This window comes from Virgibacillus indicus (assembly GCF_002266285.1).
GTDB classification, from domain to species: domain Bacteria; phylum Bacillota; class Bacilli; order Bacillales; family Amphibacillaceae; genus Virgibacillus_K; species Virgibacillus_K indicus.
In genome coordinates this window covers 134678-151774 of sequence record NZ_NPMS01000004.1, presented here as the reverse complement: position 1 = coordinate 151774, position 17097 = coordinate 134678, and the positions used below count along the sequence as shown (strand labels likewise).

Genomic DNA, 17097 nt, shown 5'->3' with positions numbered 1-17097 from the left:
CGAAATATGGAATACAAAATGGAGGTTTGTTAGATGGGGGTAAATCCAAATATTGCAGAAGTCGTTTCCCTTATGGGTGAATCATCGCGCGCGGCAATTCTGACCAGTTTAATGGATGGCCGATTCCACACAGCTACGGAATTAGCGAATATGGCGGGAATTAAACCTCAAACGGCTAGCTTTCATCTTGCGAAATTAGTTGGCGGTGAATTTGTTACTGTTGAAAAACATGGCCGTTTTCGTTATTACCAGCTAGCGAATCAGGAAATTGCTAGCATGCTGGAGTCCTTTTTATCCGTTTCCCAACCACCTGAAGTACGTTCTTTGAGGCAATCTTCTCAAGCGAAGGCGCTACAACATGCAAGAACCTGTTATGATCATCTGGCTGGCACGTTAGGGGTGAAACTTACGGAGTCGATGGTGAATTTCGGTTATTTGGAGAAAAAGGAACAGTCATTTATTATGACAACCAAAGGGGAACAGTTCTTTATGGATTTTGGTTTGGACATAAGGGAATTGAAGAAAAAGCGCAGATCCTTTTCACGTGTTTGCTTGGACTGGAGTGAACGTCACCATCACCTCGCTGGTGCGTTAGGTCATGGACTTGTTGAACGGTTTTTTGAGTTAGAATGGATTGTTCGAAAACCATCGACACGTGCAGTAAGCATTACCGAAAAGGGTCAAACAGGGTTTGAAAAACATTTTCATGTATCCATTTGAAGTTATTAAATTCACCAAGATGTAAGTTAATTACACAATTCCGCAAACGGGGTCACTTCAAAATACAGGGCAGCGTCCAAATTGCTATTATAGGGTCATATTACAGTATAAGCTTATAAAACCAATTCGTTAGGGGTGATTTTAAATGAGTGTTGAAAAAGATAAAATATACCCCGAATGCCCAACTATTATTAGAACGGTCGAGGTTGGTGGTTTTACGAAATCGCAGCTTCTTCAAAAATTGCAACAACATTCTATTTTGATGAACAAGCTTGGAGAGAGGCTATTCGCTGATAATAAATTCATCATTTCAGATACGATATACAGTGTGAGGGCTGTTGAGCTCAAAGTTCGTGATCTTGGCTTTCCCGAAGGAGCTACTATACCCCAGCTTTTTAAAAAAGCGAACCAGGTTGGCTTAGAATTATGTCCCCTTGAGCTAGGCCCGCACTTAAGATTGGAGTATCTGGATCAACCCGAAGGCCATTCAGGGAAGCCTTCTTGTCGACATCGAGCTCCGTATGGATCCGTTACAATAGCATCGGAGATATTATCCGATGACGTCTACTTTCCCAAGGGATTCTATTTGAGACGAATTGAAGGTGTGCTGTGGTTGCGCGGATACATTGCTGATCATCTGCACGTCTTGGATCCAGATGATCACTTTGTCTTTTGTCAAAACGAAACCTTGAAGTAAAAAATTCCTTATTCAATCAACGGGCGCGCTTCTGGAATAAAGCTACCCCCGATATTGCTTAAGAAAAGACCATTTTGTGAAAGGGTTACGGCGCACAAAGAATTAAATTACTAATTAACCAGATTCATTTTTATTCTTAAATATCTTTTCTTGCCAAAGTTGATAACAGTAAATCACAAGAGCCATAAAAATAAAGGTAAAGAAAATATTCCAATTTGTATAATTAACGAGTTTGTATAGCCCTAACTTTTCAAACCATTCGTTCATTGGAAAGGCGAATAAAAAATCAATTACAATATTTGTGATTAGATATAACCAAAATCTCCCGAATGTAAAATAGAAGATCCAAATCGTTCCTATTAAAAAAGCTCCATAAACGAATGGGACATATGTAATCACCCATGGGAAAAACGTTTCCTTAACAACCCACCACTTAAATGTATACGAAAATTCATTCTGCAAAGTTGCCAACAAAGATGGCTACAGGCATATAACGTCTAACAGCTTCTTTTTTTAAGAGAAACAATGATAACCAAGGAACAATGAATGAAGACCAAAGTATAAATTGTATAAACATGTAGAAGCTCCTTTCCGTATATATACAGGTTTTCCTACAAGGGTGAACTTATTCACTTTTAGGACTTTGTTAAAAAGCAGGCATTTATGTAAGTAAACAGCAAAGATGTTCCGTAATTGGGGCGCAGTTGCGTAATAAAGACGGACATCCATCTTGCTGATAAGGGCTAGATTGCGGAACGGATAAAGCTCAGTTTCTCTTTAAAGTACAGGGGGAATTGAGCTTTTTAATTTGGAGTTACAACCATTGTAATCCAAAAATGTATACTTTCCGAGAGGGGGGTAAATTCTACTAATCAATATAAAGTGTTAAGGGGGTAATCAAATGACACCAGGAGGTATACCGATAACCTCATCCCGAACTTGGAACCCTTTGGATCGTTTATCAAAAAAACCATGATGGTAAGAGTTATTGATTTTTTTGTCAAAAAATCAAGATCCAGAGACAATTGAAATATTGCAAACATTTAACGAAGAAGAAAGAAATTTCGTCAATGAATTGGCAATAATCATCATACAAGAAGGAGCAGCAGTTCCGATTGGATTCACGGAAAACGAGTTTCCAAACCCCTGTAACTTTGCTACTCTATTTTAAAGGGCAAATTGGTCATTTACTGGTCAATCTTTTTCATTTCGGTAAAACTTGGTATAATATGCTAATAACATTACATTAAAATTTTACATAAGACATAAGGAAGAAGATCATGAAAAACATCTGGAATATATTCTCAACCGACATGAAAAATATATCTAAAAACTGGGTAGCGGCTATTTTAATAGGCGGACTCATTCTGCTGCCTTCATTGTATGCCTGGTTCAACATTAAAGCCTCCTGGGATCCGTACGGCCAGACAGACCAGATTCCGATCGGTATTGTTAACGAAGACGCGGGTGCCAAGGTCCAAGGTGAAAAGATTAATGTTGGGGATGAACTTGTTAAGGAACTGAAAAAGAATGATTCGATGGAGTGGCATTTCAATAACAGAGAAAAAGCGATGGAAAAAGTCCGATATGGTGATTATTTTGCCGTTATTGTTATACCAAAGGATTTTTCTGAACATCTTGCAACAGTCACAAGCGATAACCCAAAAAAGGCAAATGTGGAGTATTATGTAAACGAAAAGATTAACGCCATTGCACCGAAAATAACGGATAAAGGTGCCAGTGTTATCGTTGAGAAGGTGAGCAGCAACTTTGTTTCCACGGTAAATGGTGTTATTTTTGACATGTTTAATGACCTTGGCCTTGAACTGAAGAAAAATCTGCCTGACATTAAGAAATTTGAGGAGTACGTGTTTAGGCTGGAGAAAGACTTGCCGGAGATTCATAAGCTAATGACAGAGTCCCTTGATGATGCGAAACGTGCACAAACGATTATTAATTCAGCGCAAAATATGATACCAAAAGCGAAACAGGTAACCGGTAGTGGATTAGAGACAATTGATGATACGGCGGCAATGTTGTCCAAAGCGGAAAAGCGTCTGAATGAACTTTCTCCAAAAATTAAAGAGGATTTAAAGAAAGCACAGAACATTGCACAGGATATAAATAGTTTTATTCAGGATGCTCAAAATGTACAGGTTGATTTCAGTAACGGAGAACAACTGAAAAAGCAACTGGATGAGCGGGTTAACACTGCGACAGAGCAAATTACAACTGTGAAGCAGGCGCTGGAACAGCTGAAGGAAATGAACAATCAGAGTGAATCAGGTAATACGGAAGGACAGAACGAGAATACTGACACGGAAAAACAGAACAAGGTTATCGATCAAGCAATAAAAGATCTGGAAACAATCCAGGCGGCCTTAGGAGAAGCCCAAGGTACTGTTGATTCAATAGGCAAAATTATTCAGGATAAGAAACAGGAAGTGGATAACATACTTGCCAATTTGGAGGAACTGACGGCAAATACGTCTAACCGAATTGGAGATTTTTTGAAAGAATACAACCAAAATATAGAACCAGTTGTGAAGCAGAAAATCAATAATGCGCAATCAACACTTGTTAACGCCAGGTCGATATTGGTTGGCATACAGTCCACCATTCCGGAAGTTGAGAAAATATTGGGACGAACGGAAGGGAATATCCAGGAAGGTCAGGATATACTGGAATACATGCTCAATGAATATCCGTATGTCTATGATAAAGTGAATCAGCTTGCAGATAAAATCAGGAAAATACAGGGAGAAACTGATATTAATGAGATAATCGAGCTATTGTTGAATAATCCTGAAGCGGAACGCAGCTTTTTTGCTGAGCCGGTTACGTTAAATAAAAATGAATTGTTCCCGATTCCAAATTATGGTTCCGGTATGACACCATTTTACACGGTTCTAGCTGTATGGGTTGGAGCGCTGTTGCTTATATCATTATTAGCTGCTGATGTTCATCGGGAAGTTTATTTTACAAGCAGACAGATTTATTTTGGCAAGTTCTTCACATTTGCATTAATTGGTATTTTGCAGACATTGATTGTGACACTGGGTGATCTATTCATTATCGATGTATATGCTGTACATCCGGTATGGTTCGTGTTGTTTGGGTTGCTAATCAGTCTTGTGTTCATGTTGATTGTATACACGCTGGTGTCGCTGTTTGGAAATGTCGGAAAGGCCATAGTTATTGTTTTGCTTGTACTGCAGATTTCCGGGTCCGGCGGTACTTATCCAGTTGTACTGCTACCAGAATTTTTCCAGGCCATCAATCCATTTCTCCCGTTTACGTATGCTATTGATTTGATGCGTGAAGCTGTTGGAGGCATTGTCTGGGCACGGGTTTATCACGATCTGACTTTCCTGTCTTTGTTCGGATTGGCATTCATAATAATCGGGGTATTTCTGAAAGATCCTGTTAATGAGAAAAAAGACAAACTGATGAAAAAATCGAAGGAATCCGGATTGTTCCACTAAAATTCGGAGGGGTTATGGATGAAATTAAATGAACATGCGCGTTCAAGAGAAAATTGTAGACGAATTTATTATTCAAATTGCTCCTTCAATTATTGGTCTTGGAAATCCGTTATTTATTCCGGGAGAACAAGAAAACTAGTTGCAACTTCTCAATGTAAGGCAAAACAAACAATAGGCAGAATTGCATTATGAATTAAAATGAGAGTTTTAAACAATCGGGCGCGATTGTTGCACAATACAGAACAATACAGATGGAAAATGATCAAACTTTTTTATAAAATTGTATAACTCTTCACATATAAAGAATCCGTGTTGATCAATCTTTTTTCAAAACGGATTCTTTTAATTTAACTTTGAATATGGGTTTGAGTGGTGTTTTTAATCAGACTTTATTTCAAAGCAACAAGGATAAATCATTTTATGTCTCCTCTAATCAAATATAGGACATTTTTATAGAAGATTAACATCTCTTTAGTTAGCTAAGTGGCTTGGGGATGGGAGAAGAATATACAAGAATTTTTAAAAATGCTATTTACGAACTTTTTGCGAACGTTTACCGAACGAACAACGAACAAAATCCCATAAAAACGGTGTTAAAGTATTAGTATCAGGAAGTTTGATACTTCCTATTAACTCTTTTCTTTTACGAGAAAAGGGTTTTTATTTTGCTCTTTTTTGGGAGGTGAAACGGATTGTCTAATCATACACAAAAGGAAGATCAACAAGTCGAAACATTAAGAGATAAAGAGAAACATTCACCTGATTCACAAAAGAAGGCTTCACAATCAAAAAAGAAGAAACCAACAAAACCAACCGGCTTTAAAGAGTTTGAAGCATTGGCAAAAGAAATTGTAGAAGCAAATGGTGAATCTTATTATGAATGGCTTCATATGCAACATCAGGAAATCATCTTGAATTTTAATGTTCATAATCGAAAACAAATTACAGAGGTAGCTAAGCGATCCTAAAGACAGCTACTTGAAAGGAAAGGAGTTGAAAATCTATGCAAGATGCAATTCAAACAATCACAAATATAACTGATGGAATTAAACCAGTTGCGCCAGTATTAGCTGGGCTAGTACTTGTTGTCATTGGTCTACTGTGGACTTTTGCAAAAGATCCTCAAAAGAAGGAATTGTACACTGGTTGGATGGTTAACGTTGCCATTGGTTTTGGCATTGTTTATTTAGCTGCGAGCCTTGTTAGTTGGATGGGAGGGCGAGTTGTTGGGTTTTAATGTCTGAATTATCTTTTGCATTCGGGAGGTGTTTGAACAATGGAGAAAGAGCACAAGTACTTTGTTAGTTATATTTATTCAGAGGGGTGGGGAAACATTGATGTTACCTTAACTGAACCTATTCAAAATATTGATGACATTCGATCCATGGAACAAGCGATTGCTGAAAATCAGGAGTTGGATGAATCGGTTTGTGTGCAAAACTTTATAGCATTATAAGGGAGATAGTTTATGGCTTCTCTTTAATGGAGAAGCCTTGCATGAACAATACGAATAGGATGCAGAAGTTGAAATGGAGGCGTGAGGTGAAATTGGTGGAAGTTAAAGAAGTAACTAAAAAGTACTCAAATACAAAAAACAATACTGTTCATAAAAAATCTGCTGGTCTATATTCAGCATTTGAAAATCGTTTCCATAAAGTGATGTGTGATCCAGCGAAACGAAGGGTTCCATTAGAGTTAAACGATGAACAGTTAAAAGCTCTATACAATGGAATCACTCCTGTAATTGAAACAAGCATCTTTGCAGAAATGGAACATGTGATGACTGCAATACGTACTAGTTTTGATGCTGTTATTGATAGAGAAGGTAAAAATAAGCAGTTAAAGTCATATATGAGTAATGATAAAAACTTTAAAAGGATCATTACTCATATAGTGACCAATTATCAATCATTGCAAGAACAACGTATTAACATATTGATGGTACACAATATGGCGTATCAAAGGCTAGAAAATAATTTGTTTGAGGAACCTTTTGTAGTTGATAATGGATTTCAAAAAGCATACCAGTTCCATAATGAATTAATCCAATCATTCCACAATTGTTATCATGATTTATTGTTTGAAGGCACTATACTAAATACGGATGAAAAAGTAGAAGAGAAAGTCATTGAACCGGTTGTCCAAAGATATGAAGTGAGGATAAGAGAGATGTTAGAGGGTGGTGAAAATGGATAAACAAAGCTTGTACAAACGGTTAGTTTATCAAAATATCGAAAATGCGCTAGATGAGCTGAATGCAGAAGATAAAGGACGTTATTATATCTGTAATTGTCCAGAATGCAATGAGCACGAGGCATTCATCTATAAGAACAACAAAAATTTTATTCAATGCAATCGCGAAAATCATTGTGGAGAACAAATGCTATTACAGTTCCAGGAGAAAAAGAGCTTAGATGCCGAAATAGAAAAGATACAAGAAACTTTTCCGAGCCTTTCAGATGACCAGAAAGAAGCATTAACTTGGTCGATGAGGCTCTTTTCTTTTGCCAAAATAGGCTTGAAAAGCGATACATTAGATAATGGCTACCGAGGATTATCAAAAGAAAACACAAGAAAGCACATTGTCGATTTACAAAATAAAGAGGTGGCAGAATACTTTTTCAAAAAAACAAGTAGCTTGATAGGAAAAGATTACTCTAACAATAGCTGGATGTGTAAGCGAAATTTGGTTTTTCTCCTTTATGATAAAAATAACATTTTAGATCGAGTGTTGTTACGTTCTAGTATTGATCCAACACTGGAGCCCAAAGAAATACAGTTAATCATGAATCCTTCTAAAGATACGAAGGATTTTTTTATTGAGATTCCAGAAGAAATGAAGACGGTTGTATTTAGCGAATCATTATTGGATGCTCTTTCTTTTCGTGAAGTAGATGAACATTGTGGATTTATTGCATTAACAGGTGCATCCAAAACACGGCAAGTGGAAGCATATATCCGTGAGAACAAAGATGCATTTACAGATAAGCATATCCTAGTGGCAATGGATAATGATAAAGCAGGCTGGAAAGCAACGCGAAAACTTGTTGATACGTTAGAAACGGAAGGGCTGGACGAAAATGTTTCGTTATTCAGTTATAGTGACGGCTATAAAGATGCAAACGAATTTTTACAAGGCAACCGAGCGCAATTTAGCAAAAGCTATTTACAAGATACGAATCAGTTACAACAGACTAAACAGATAGAAAATGAAATACCATTTTCATAAAAATGATGATGGTCTGTAATGAAAGGAGTAAAGGATGGAGCATTCCAATAATGAAAAGTCATTAACAGAACGTATAAGCGATTGGAAGATTATCAGTTTAATTATAGTATGTATAACCGTTGTAGGCTTTTTCGTTGCGAATTTCCTGTTACATTTTTTACAACAAGTATTACATCTAGTGGAAGGCTTTGCAACGAATCCCGAAAAGATAAATTTCCATACATTCTCTGTCGATTGGCATTACTTTTTCATTTTCCAACAAGAGTGGATAGAGTTTTATGTGGGATTTTATATATTGATTGGGATCAGTGTATTGAAACTTCTATACAATGTGAAAATGAACTATCAATCTATTAATAAAGGACAACATGGAACCAACGAATTTGAAAAAGTGAAGAACATGAAAAGACAATATTTGAGTATTCCATCTAAAGCGGAAGAATATGAGGGGAAAGGCGGTACTATTATTGCTGGACTACATGAAGGGAATAACTATCAATTATTAATTGATGATGCTCCCGTTCATACGATGGTAATTGGTATTACAAGGAGTGGTAAAGGTGAAACTTTTGTTGTGCCAATGATTGATGTGCAAAGTAGAGCTAGTGAAAAACCATCTATGGTTATCAATGATCCAAAAGGAGAATTGGCTGGTGCTTCTTATGAAACATTGACAGAACGAGGTTATGACGTTCATGTGTTCAATCTTATTCAGCATGACATGAGCATGGGATTTAATCCATTGCAGCTGGTCATTGATTCATGGAAGAAAGGACGTTACAGTGATGCACAAAAATATGCAAACAGTGTTGCGTTTAGCTTATATCATGATCCAAATGCAAAAGATCCTTTCTGGTCAAACAGTGCAAAATCATTAGTAACAGCTATTATCCTTGCATTAACAGAAGATATGGTTAATCAAGGGAAAGAAGAACGAGTGACCATGTATTCTGTGGCAAACTTCCTTTCCACAAAGGGAAGTGACAATGACGAGGAAGGGAACAATGAGCTAGATTTGTTCTTTCAGGCAAGAGATGAAAATAATTCAGCAAGAATGATGTATGCAACATCGAATTTTGCAACGGGAAATACAAGAGGAAGTATATTTAGTGTTGCCATGGATAAACTGCAGATATTTACATTAGAACCGAACGCCAAGGTAACAGGATACAACAGCTTGGATCTAACGGATATTGGGTTTGGCGATAAACCAATTGCATTATTTATGGCAACACCTGATTCTGATAAATCAAATGAAGTACTAGCGAGTATTTTAATTAGTCAACTATATCGAGTTAACTCGGAGAAAGCAACGAAAAGCAAGAGTGGGAAAATGAAACGGAATGTTCACTTTCTATTAGATGAATTTGGAAATATGTCTACTATTGAAGGGATGGCTGGGATGGTTACAGTTGGGGCAGGTCGAGGTTTTCGCTATCACTTAATCATTCAAGCTTACTCACAAGTTAAATCAATGTATGGCGAGGAATCCGATACAATCATTGGGAATTGTTCCAATCAAATCTATATATTAACCGAAGACAAAAGCACTGCCGAGCATTATTCTAGCATGTTAGGTACAAGAACGATAACAGATGTGAGCCGAAGTGGAGAATTACACTCTTTCGATAAATCGCACAGTGAATCAACCAAGGAAAGAGCATTGCTTACACCTGATGAATTGATGAGGTTGCAAGAAGGACAGTCCGTTGTGATTCGTGTGAATAAACGACAAGATATGAAACGCAGAAAGATTGAACCGAAACCGATTTTTAATAAAGATCAAACAAAACATAAATTTCGGTATGAATATCTAGCAAAAGAATTTGATACAAGTAAGTCTATTCTTTCATTACCGATTGTTTCTGATACGTATTACGATATGAATCTAAATCAAATGGTTTATTCAGCCAAAGTACGTGATGACTTATACTTACCTATGGCTGATCTTATGGTAAGAGAGGACTTTATTCGACTGAAACGAAATTTGCTGCAAGTAGAAGGACTGTCGAAAAAAGATAGCGAAACAACACAAAAGCAAATGCAGGAAATGGATAATTGGTCCTTTTTACATTATTTAAGTTATCTTGTCTATCGACCAAATTTTGAAGCACTTCATTTGAAATTGATTGAACCAGTCCATAAATATTTGCAGGAAGATGTCTTATCTGAATGGGAAGAAAAAGTAAAAAAAAGAATGGAACGTCAACTTGAGCAAAGGAAGAAAGAGCAAAGACAGGAACAAAATGAAGACACAGAAGAAGCTAATAAAGAGGAAGCATTAATCAAAAAAGCAATAAGTGCAAATTAAAAAGGGAGGAGGTTGTTATGAAATGAAGGAAAAGAAATATCGTGTAGATTGGGAAGTTGTCGAAGAAATAGTCGTGTTGCATAGGAGCCAAGGGGGATGGGCAAAAGAGTTGAATTTGATTAGCTGGAATGGGGAAGATCCCAAGTTTGATGTGAGGTGGTGGAATGCCGATAAAACAAGGATTGGTAAAGGATTCACATTTACCAAAGGAGAATTAGAAATACTGTATAAAACTTTACCTGAAGCACTTCATATATAAAGATAAATATTTTCTACCTTAGACCATTATTGTTATACTGGAAAAAATGAACAAAAATGGAGTTGATGGGAGAAGATGAAAAAAAGTTTGTTGATTTGCTTTATGTTACTGTCATTTCTGTTGGTTTTGAGTGCCTGTGGAAATAAAGCAGAGGTTGGCATGAATAAAATTAGTTTAAAAGAGTTAGAGGAAAAATTAGATAATGAAGAATCATTTCTTTTGGTTACATTTTCAGCGGGTGAGGAAGATGTTAAAAAGTCTGAACTAGTAGAAGCATTTGATGAATCACTAAATAAAGAGGAGCAGACAGCCTTCTACGTGAATTTTGATGGTGAAAGCCAAGAAACACTCGATCAATTAGGAGAAAAATATACTCCTTCTGAATATAAAGGGGATGTTTGGGAACCGAAAGATGATGGATTGGTTTTGATTGAAGATGGTGGAGTGATGAAGAATCCAAGAGAAACATTGCTTGGCAAGTCTTTAATTGAAGGTACAGCTGACGGCGCTGATGGGTATGGATCAAGCTTCATGGAATATATGGATGGTATAGATGCTGGAATTTCTAGTGCACTAGAGTATGCCCAACAAAACAATATTGAATTAAGTTATTGATTATATTTGGGTTATTTTACTATAATATGGCTGCTTGCTGTATGTTATACAAATTTAAGGAATCATATTATTCAACTAACGAGCCATTTAACTGAATAATCGAACAGATTATCAAGACATATTAAACAAGGAGTTGTAACTTATGGGGAATCAAAACTTATTCAAGATTATGAATGTACCTGGGTTTGATCAACAAATAGGCAAATTAGTTTCTATGATGAACTACGCAAGGTTTACAACCCTGAATGCAGTAAAGGGACTAACTATAGAACAACTCGATTATCTACAAGACGAGAATAGTAACACCATAGGTTCACTTCTCCTACATATGGCAGCTGTTGAGTTTGGTTTTCAGGTTGAAATATTTGATAAGAGGAAACCAAATGATGAGGAAAATAGGGAATGGGGAGCAGCATATGAACTCGGAGATCGAGGACGTAAGGAAATAAAAGGTAATCCACTTGAGTATTATTTGGAAACACTTTATAAAGTTCGTGAAAGAACGTTGAGAGAATTGAAAGATCTTAACGATAAGTGGCTGTATGAGGAAAGACATTGGGATGGGCTACCGTCAAACAATTACTTTATTTGGTTCCACGTTTTTGAAGATGAGGTAAACCACAGAGGTCAAATTCGATGGCTGAGAAGGAGGGTGGAAGAAAACCTATGACCAATTTAAATAATCAATTATAAAGCAATCGGGAGCGATTGTGGAACAAAGAAGACAGACATCTTGAGTAAGTATTAAAGAATCCGATTAATTTCTAATTATAAAGTAAACGTAAGAATCCATTTTTATGGGTTCTTTTTTTACATCTTAAAAGGTGGTGAATACTGTAGATGGATGGTGAAGAAAGAAAAAAACTATACGAGGATTTAGCAGATATCCTCGATTTATCTAGTGGCTGGCTGTATGATGATCTTCTCCGGAATATCGGTTGGGGAATCATACAGCTGTTAGTATGGATCAATGATTGGATAGAAGGGGTTGCTACAAAAGTAGTTACATTAGGTGGTTTATACAACAGCGAAGATATGAGTAGTTTTATAGACATCTTACAACCACTTGCAATTGGATTATTTGTCGTATCGGTAACAGTTCTAGGTTTTATGTTTATGCTGAATAAAGTGGAAAAACGAAATGAAATTCTCATGAACGTGTTAATTGCAGTAAGTGTTATAGTTATTCTGCCTAGTTTAATGGGAATGATGGAAGACTTACTTCATAAAGGGTTGGATGCAGTGAATGTAGATGGGAACATTTCTGATAATGTCTTAAAAAGAAATATTGCCGATTTAAAGTACTATCTGGATAGTGATTTCAACTATGCTGATGGATTAAATAATGAAACAGCGATGGGTGATGAGAATATTTTGCCACTTCCCCCTCATCCAACAAATAAAGAAACTGGCACCAGTAATTATTATTATGCAAATAAATTGAAGAATCCTGATTTGATAGATGTAACCGAAAAACTTGATATCTATGAAGATGAAGGGTGGTTTAGTTGGACAACAGAAGATTGGGTAAAAGAGCTGACTATTGAAGAAAAGGAGTTTTTAAAACACACACTCGTTCAAAACGGGGACGGTACCTCACGCATTGAAAAGTTAAGCGAAAACACGGTTCCAGCAACAAACCTAGGGCAGCAAAGCTATTATCGATACCATGTCAATTGGGCTATCGCAATTACGATATTGGCTGTAACAGGATTTGCCTTGATCATTACGACATTAAAAATTGGTCGTGCTATGTTTGATTTAGCTTTCCACCAAATTTATGCGATGTTTACTGCATCAACAGATATAACAGGTGGTCAACGATTGAAGAAAGTGTTAACGGAAATTGTTAGTACGTTTGCAGTTATCTTTGTAATGATTGTACTGTTGAAATTGTTCATTATATATGCACAATGGGCAAACGATTTAGAACAGGAGATTGGTATTGTTGGTGTAATTATCCTGCTGATTGCTGGGGCATGGGCGCTTATTGATGCTCCTGATATCGTACAACGTACAATGGGAATCGATGCTGGACTACGTTCAGGATGGCAAGCAATGATGGGAGCATATGCTGGAACGAAAATGGCTGGTGCTGGTGCATCTATGGTTGGAAAAGGTGCTGGGAAAGTTGTTAAAGCTGGGGGTAAAACAGCCGGAGGTATTGGGGCTGGAGGAGTTGGTGCGTACAAAGGAATGAAAGATGGTATGCGAAATAACAATGTGAAGCCTATTCCACCACGTGATCCCAACCAAGAAACATCACGTAACGAGCAACAATTTTCAACGTATCCAAATGCCGTGAATAATGGTAAATCAAACATAATGCAAACGGGAGCGAATTCAACAAACAGTAAAAATGCTGGATCAAGTACAAATACCAATGGTACAAACTCAATACCGAAAACAGCAGAAAACCAAGGTATGCAAAATCATTCGAAGGGTTCTCATGCTAATTCCATTCCATTCAACACAAGTGCTGTAACAAGCAGTGGTGGGAGTAATGAAAGTGGTGCAGGTGGCCAAACTGTTTCAAATAGTCAAACCAAACCAGTTGTGAATCCTGGTAACGAGGGACATATTTACCCACAAAGAAAACACACGCTGATTGGCGGAAATCGTACCGTACAACGTGGAAGTCATTTTCTTTCGCGAGCACATAATACAGGATATGACATCGGGCGAAAAGTGAGCCAGTTTAAAGGAGACCTACAACACGCGAAGCAAATCAAAATAGAAAAAAGGGGGCTGAAAAGCAATGAAATACGAGATACCGAAAGAGATTAAATCCAAACCTAAAATCTTAGGATTAGAAATGAGAGAGCTAGTCATTATATTGATTAGCTCTCTTTTATTATTAACGATTTTAAGGGAATTGGTGCATAGCCTATTTACTCTTTTTTATTTTGGTGTGGCAGTCGTGGCAATGATTTATTTGTTTCTGCCAAGTGGCAATAATCCTGGGAAACGAAACTATGAATCTATCGTATTGATGTTCCGTCATAAAAAGGGAACCTATCATACGATGGATCGAAACGAAGTAATGAATGAACAAATCCAAAAAGGCGAGAAGGGATGGAAGGAGGTAAATAACAAATATGGAACCTTTGAAATTGATAAAATCGGAACAGGAAAAACCAGATTATAACTTGCAGGAGGAAGGGACGGAAAAGGTTGTAGAAGCGAAAAATAAAAAACAGAAAAAGAAAATAAATTTGCTTCAAAAGCTTAAACAAAAAAGGAAAGAGAAAAAAGAACTGAAAGACGAAATGATAAAACAAGGAAAGAAGCCAAAGATATTAAAACAGACTTCTGGCATTCTTCCCTTTGTTCAAATCCATGACGATTATATTTTGCTGAAAGAAGGGGTCATGGATATTTTTCAAGTGCAAACGAAAAATATTCATGCTTTAAATGATACAGACTTAAACTACTTATTATTAAATCGAGCGCAATTCCTCAGAAGTTATTTTCGTTCATTCAAAGAAGTCATCTTAAATTTTCCAACCAATACTGAAGTACAACGTGCTTATTGGTTGAAAAAGCAACAACGGGCAACAAATCCTTCACGTCTGAAGTATATTGAACAAAAGCTATTTGAATTTGAGTACCTAGAAAGGGAACGGTATAATCGGGAATTTTTCATGTTTATTTTTGCAGATAATAATGAAGAACTGGAAGATAGAAAACAGGATTGTATCCAGGGAATGCAAAATTCCTTTCCATTACAGAAATTATCAAAAAGTAAAAAAGAACAGATATTGTTTCTATTAAACAATCAGAATACAGAGCTTTGATGAAGGGATGAAATATATGATGAGAAAACAGACACAAGCCGTTATAGAAAATAACCGGAAATCGGGGAAACCAGAACTTAATAAAGCTTTTTTAACTGCTATACAGCCACAAGGGGGTATTAGCTTTAAAGATAAATACATTCAAAAAGGGGATGGGTATGAAGCGTGCATTCATGTATGGGATTATCCTTCCAATGTCAATTTGCTTTGGTTGGATAAGGTGATGTCAATGTATGATGTTACGGTTGTTGCAGATGTTGCAACGATGAACCAGGATGAAACCATCAGTGCTATTAATAAAAGCATGGTGGAACAAGATGTCCGTTTCCGCAGTTCGAAACAAGAGTCTGATCGTATGGATGCACAACGAAGTTATAAAGAAATGGAAGATTTATACCAACAAATTTCCGAAATGGGAGAAGTGATTAAACTTCTTCATATCCGTTTATTTGTGGCTGCCCCGACGATTTGGGAGTTAGAAAAGAAGGTGGAACGCACAATTTCTAAACTCAATTCCATTGGGTTTAAGGGGCAAATCTTTTTGAATGAGTCATACTATGAATGGCAATCCATGTTCCTACCTTATGAACAACAAATTCAATTTCCAAATAAAAGGGAAGGAAAAGGGATGCCAGCAATCACACTTGCTTCTGGTCTGCCTTATCATTTTTCTGAATTAAATGATCGCACAGGCAGTTTTCTAGGCACATCCTTTACTGGTGGAAATGTCCTGTTTGATTTGTTTCATAAAGACAAATTAAGACGTTTTTATAATGCTGTAGTTGTTGGGAAGATGGGTGCAGGGAAGTCTACTACTCTGAAAAAATTATTAATGGACAACGAAGCAAGAGGGAACTTCATTCGAGGATTTGATGTGACTGGAGAATTTAAAACGTTAGTCAGTGCTTTAGGTGGCCAATCTATTAGCTTGGATGGCAGCGATGGGATTATTAATCCATTACAAGTCTATCGGGCAGATGATAAGAGTAACTACAAAGAAGAACAAGTAAGCTTTGAACAATATGAAAAACAATGTTTTATGCAGCATATTTCAAAGGTTGCTATTTTTTATGAGTTTATTGCTGGCAGTCCTTCTACGGAAGAAATTGAGGAATTTAAAAAGATATTACGAATGTTTTATGAGTCGCTGGGATTCCTGAAGAAAATTAAAACAACAGGTATTACGACATTAACGAATGAAGAATATCCAATCTTTAGTCACTTGCTAGATTATATTCGGGAACAGCTATATGATAACTTGGAAAAACGAAGCCTACGACCTGAATTATCTATTTCTCGGGTGGATCGCTTGGAGAAGATTGAACTGGTCATTGATAATGTGGTGAACAGTTATGCTACTTTATTTAATGGTCACACAACGATTCAGGATATTACTGATGAACAGGTGATATTCTTCTCCATTCGTAATTTGACAAAGTTAGAAAAGAATGTGTTTCAAGCACAGATGTATAATACGTTAAATTTAATTTGGGATAACCTGATTCAAGTAGGGTCAAGGCAAATGAAACAAATGTATCAAAATGAACAGTTTGATCCCGATGATGCAGTCCGGTTCTTAATTATGATTGACGAAGCACATCGTTTAGTCAATGCTGATAATTTGTTAGCTGTTTCATTTTTAACAGACTTTGCAAGAGAAGCACGTAAATATTTTGGTGGAATGATTTTAGCAAGTCAGTCTATCCGTGACTTTGTTCCAGATAACAAAGATACTGCAACAGTTACTAAAATACGTACCTTGTTCGAATTAACTCAATATAAATTTGTCATGCAACAAGACTCAAATACATTGGATTCTTTGCGAACGATTTTTGAGGGACAGCTTACAGAAAGTGAATTGGAACATGTTCCCCAACTCCATCAAGGAGATTGTTTATTAAGTATTTCAGGTGTCGGAAATATCATGTTATCCATTGAGGCAAGTGAGGAAGAATTAACGCTATTCAGGGGAGGACTGTAAAAC

At 36.7% G+C, this 17097-nt stretch carries 17 protein-coding genes; all 17 read left to right on the top strand.

The genetic code is table 11. The features are described 5' to 3' along the window. Positions 1 to 33: 33 nt before the first annotated feature. The 17 genes from CIL03_RS10215 (at position 34) to CIL03_RS10135 (ending at position 17094) form a co-directional block, all read left to right on the top strand. On the top strand, positions 34 to 720 hold the full coding sequence (locus CIL03_RS10215) for an ArsR/SmtB family transcription factor (RefSeq protein WP_094885749.1): 687 nt from the start codon (positions 34 to 36) through the stop codon (positions 718 to 720). Between the two features lie 145 nt (positions 721 to 865). After that, on the top strand, positions 866 to 1417 hold the full coding sequence (locus CIL03_RS10210) for a helicase (protein ID WP_094885748.1): 552 nt from the start codon (positions 866 to 868) through the stop codon (positions 1415 to 1417). 997 nt (positions 1418 to 2414) lie between these two features. Next, positions 2415 to 2588 (top strand): hypothetical protein, encoded by a 174-nt coding sequence (locus CIL03_RS19825; RefSeq protein ID WP_165767931.1) that lies wholly within the window; start codon positions 2415 to 2417, stop codon positions 2586 to 2588. Between the two features lie 109 nt (positions 2589 to 2697). After that, positions 2698 to 4902 (top strand): YhgE/Pip domain-containing protein, encoded by a 2205-nt coding sequence (locus tag CIL03_RS10200; protein WP_206207691.1) that lies wholly within the window; start codon positions 2698 to 2700, stop codon positions 4900 to 4902. Between the two features lie 692 nt (positions 4903 to 5594). Next, positions 5595 to 5870, top strand: coding sequence for a hypothetical protein (locus tag CIL03_RS10195; RefSeq protein ID WP_094885746.1), 276 nt, complete (start codon positions 5595 to 5597; stop codon positions 5868 to 5870). 35 nt (positions 5871 to 5905) lie between these two features. Further along, complete coding sequence (locus CIL03_RS10190; RefSeq protein ID WP_066189364.1) at positions 5906 to 6139, top strand: pilin; 234 nt, start codon at positions 5906 to 5908, stop codon at positions 6137 to 6139. 39 nt (positions 6140 to 6178) lie between these two features. Beyond that, on the top strand, positions 6179 to 6358 hold the full coding sequence (locus CIL03_RS10185; protein ID WP_094885745.1) for a hypothetical protein: 180 nt from the start codon (positions 6179 to 6181) through the stop codon (positions 6356 to 6358). An 86-nt stretch (positions 6359 to 6444) separates the two neighbouring features. Further along, the gene (locus CIL03_RS10180; RefSeq protein ID WP_133087826.1) at positions 6445 to 7098 is read left to right on the top strand and encodes a hypothetical protein; all 654 of its coding nucleotides are present in this window, start codon (positions 6445 to 6447) and stop codon (positions 7096 to 7098) included. Beyond that, positions 7091 to 8131, top strand: a complete 1041-nt coding sequence (locus CIL03_RS10175; RefSeq protein WP_094885743.1) for a toprim domain-containing protein — start codon at positions 7091 to 7093, stop codon at positions 8129 to 8131. Before CIL03_RS10180 ends, CIL03_RS10175 begins: the two co-directional genes overlap by 8 nt. Before the next feature lie 34 nt (positions 8132 to 8165). After that, positions 8166 to 10442: a VirD4-like conjugal transfer protein, CD1115 family gene (locus CIL03_RS10170; RefSeq protein WP_094885742.1), complete on the top strand. Its 2277-nt coding sequence runs from the start codon at positions 8166 to 8168 to the stop codon at positions 10440 to 10442. A 22-nt stretch (positions 10443 to 10464) separates the two neighbouring features. Continuing rightward, entirely contained in the window at positions 10465 to 10701 is a 237-nt protein-coding gene (locus tag CIL03_RS10165; protein WP_094885741.1) for a YdbC family protein, read from the top strand. Positions 10702 to 10860: 159 nt separating this feature from the next. Further along, positions 10861 to 11316 carry a hypothetical protein gene (locus CIL03_RS10160; protein WP_165767930.1) on the top strand — a complete coding sequence of 152 codons (456 nt, stop codon included), beginning with the start codon at positions 10861 to 10863 and terminating at the stop codon, positions 11314 to 11316. 142 nt (positions 11317 to 11458) lie between these two features. Beyond that, complete coding sequence (locus CIL03_RS10155) at positions 11459 to 11986, top strand: DinB family protein (protein ID WP_240508048.1); 528 nt, start codon at positions 11459 to 11461, stop codon at positions 11984 to 11986. Between the two features lie 170 nt (positions 11987 to 12156). After that, on the top strand, positions 12157 to 14103 hold the full coding sequence (locus CIL03_RS10150; RefSeq protein ID WP_094885739.1) for a pLS20_p028 family conjugation system transmembrane protein: 1947 nt from the start codon (positions 12157 to 12159) through the stop codon (positions 14101 to 14103). Next, positions 14075 to 14464, top strand: coding sequence for a DUF5592 family protein (locus tag CIL03_RS10145; RefSeq protein WP_165767929.1), 390 nt, complete (start codon positions 14075 to 14077; stop codon positions 14462 to 14464). Before CIL03_RS10150 ends, CIL03_RS10145 begins: the two co-directional genes overlap by 29 nt. Next, positions 14415 to 15113 (top strand): hypothetical protein, encoded by a 699-nt coding sequence (locus CIL03_RS10140; protein ID WP_240508047.1) that lies wholly within the window; start codon positions 14415 to 14417, stop codon positions 15111 to 15113. Before CIL03_RS10145 ends, CIL03_RS10140 begins: the two co-directional genes overlap by 50 nt. A gap of 19 nt (positions 15114 to 15132) precedes the next feature. Further along, entirely contained in the window at positions 15133 to 17094 is a 1962-nt protein-coding gene (locus CIL03_RS10135) for a VirB4 family type IV secretion system protein (RefSeq protein WP_094885950.1), read from the top strand. The last annotated feature ends 3 nt before the right edge of the window (positions 17095 to 17097 follow it).

Coding starts and splice junctions, on each gene's coding strand:
- CIL03_RS10215 (WP_094885749.1), top strand. CDS start 34: ATGGGGGTAAATCCAAATATTGCAGAAGTCGTTTCCCTTATGGGTGAA.
- CIL03_RS10210 (WP_094885748.1), top strand. CDS start 866: ATGAGTGTTGAAAAAGATAAAATATACCCCGAATGCCCAACTATTATT.
- CIL03_RS10200 (WP_206207691.1), top strand. CDS start 2,698: ATGAAAAACATCTGGAATATATTCTCAACCGACATGAAAAATATATCT.
- CIL03_RS10190 (WP_066189364.1), top strand. CDS start 5,906: ATGCAAGATGCAATTCAAACAATCACAAATATAACTGATGGAATTAAA.
- CIL03_RS10185 (WP_094885745.1), top strand. CDS start 6,179: ATGGAGAAAGAGCACAAGTACTTTGTTAGTTATATTTATTCAGAGGGG.
- CIL03_RS10175 (WP_094885743.1), top strand. CDS start 7,091: ATGGATAAACAAAGCTTGTACAAACGGTTAGTTTATCAAAATATCGAA.
- CIL03_RS10170 (WP_094885742.1), top strand. CDS start 8,166: ATGGAGCATTCCAATAATGAAAAGTCATTAACAGAACGTATAAGCGAT.
- CIL03_RS10165 (WP_094885741.1), top strand. CDS start 10,465: ATGAAGGAAAAGAAATATCGTGTAGATTGGGAAGTTGTCGAAGAAATA.
- CIL03_RS10160 (WP_165767930.1), top strand. CDS start 10,861: ATGAATAAAATTAGTTTAAAAGAGTTAGAGGAAAAATTAGATAATGAA.
- CIL03_RS10155 (WP_240508048.1), top strand. CDS start 11,459: ATGGGGAATCAAAACTTATTCAAGATTATGAATGTACCTGGGTTTGAT.
- CIL03_RS10150 (WP_094885739.1), top strand. CDS start 12,157: ATGGATGGTGAAGAAAGAAAAAAACTATACGAGGATTTAGCAGATATC.
- CIL03_RS10145 (WP_165767929.1), top strand. CDS start 14,075: ATGAAATACGAGATACCGAAAGAGATTAAATCCAAACCTAAAATCTTA.
- CIL03_RS10140 (WP_240508047.1), top strand. CDS start 14,415: ATGGAACCTTTGAAATTGATAAAATCGGAACAGGAAAAACCAGATTAT.
- CIL03_RS10135 (WP_094885950.1), top strand. CDS start 15,133: ATGAGAAAACAGACACAAGCCGTTATAGAAAATAACCGGAAATCGGGG.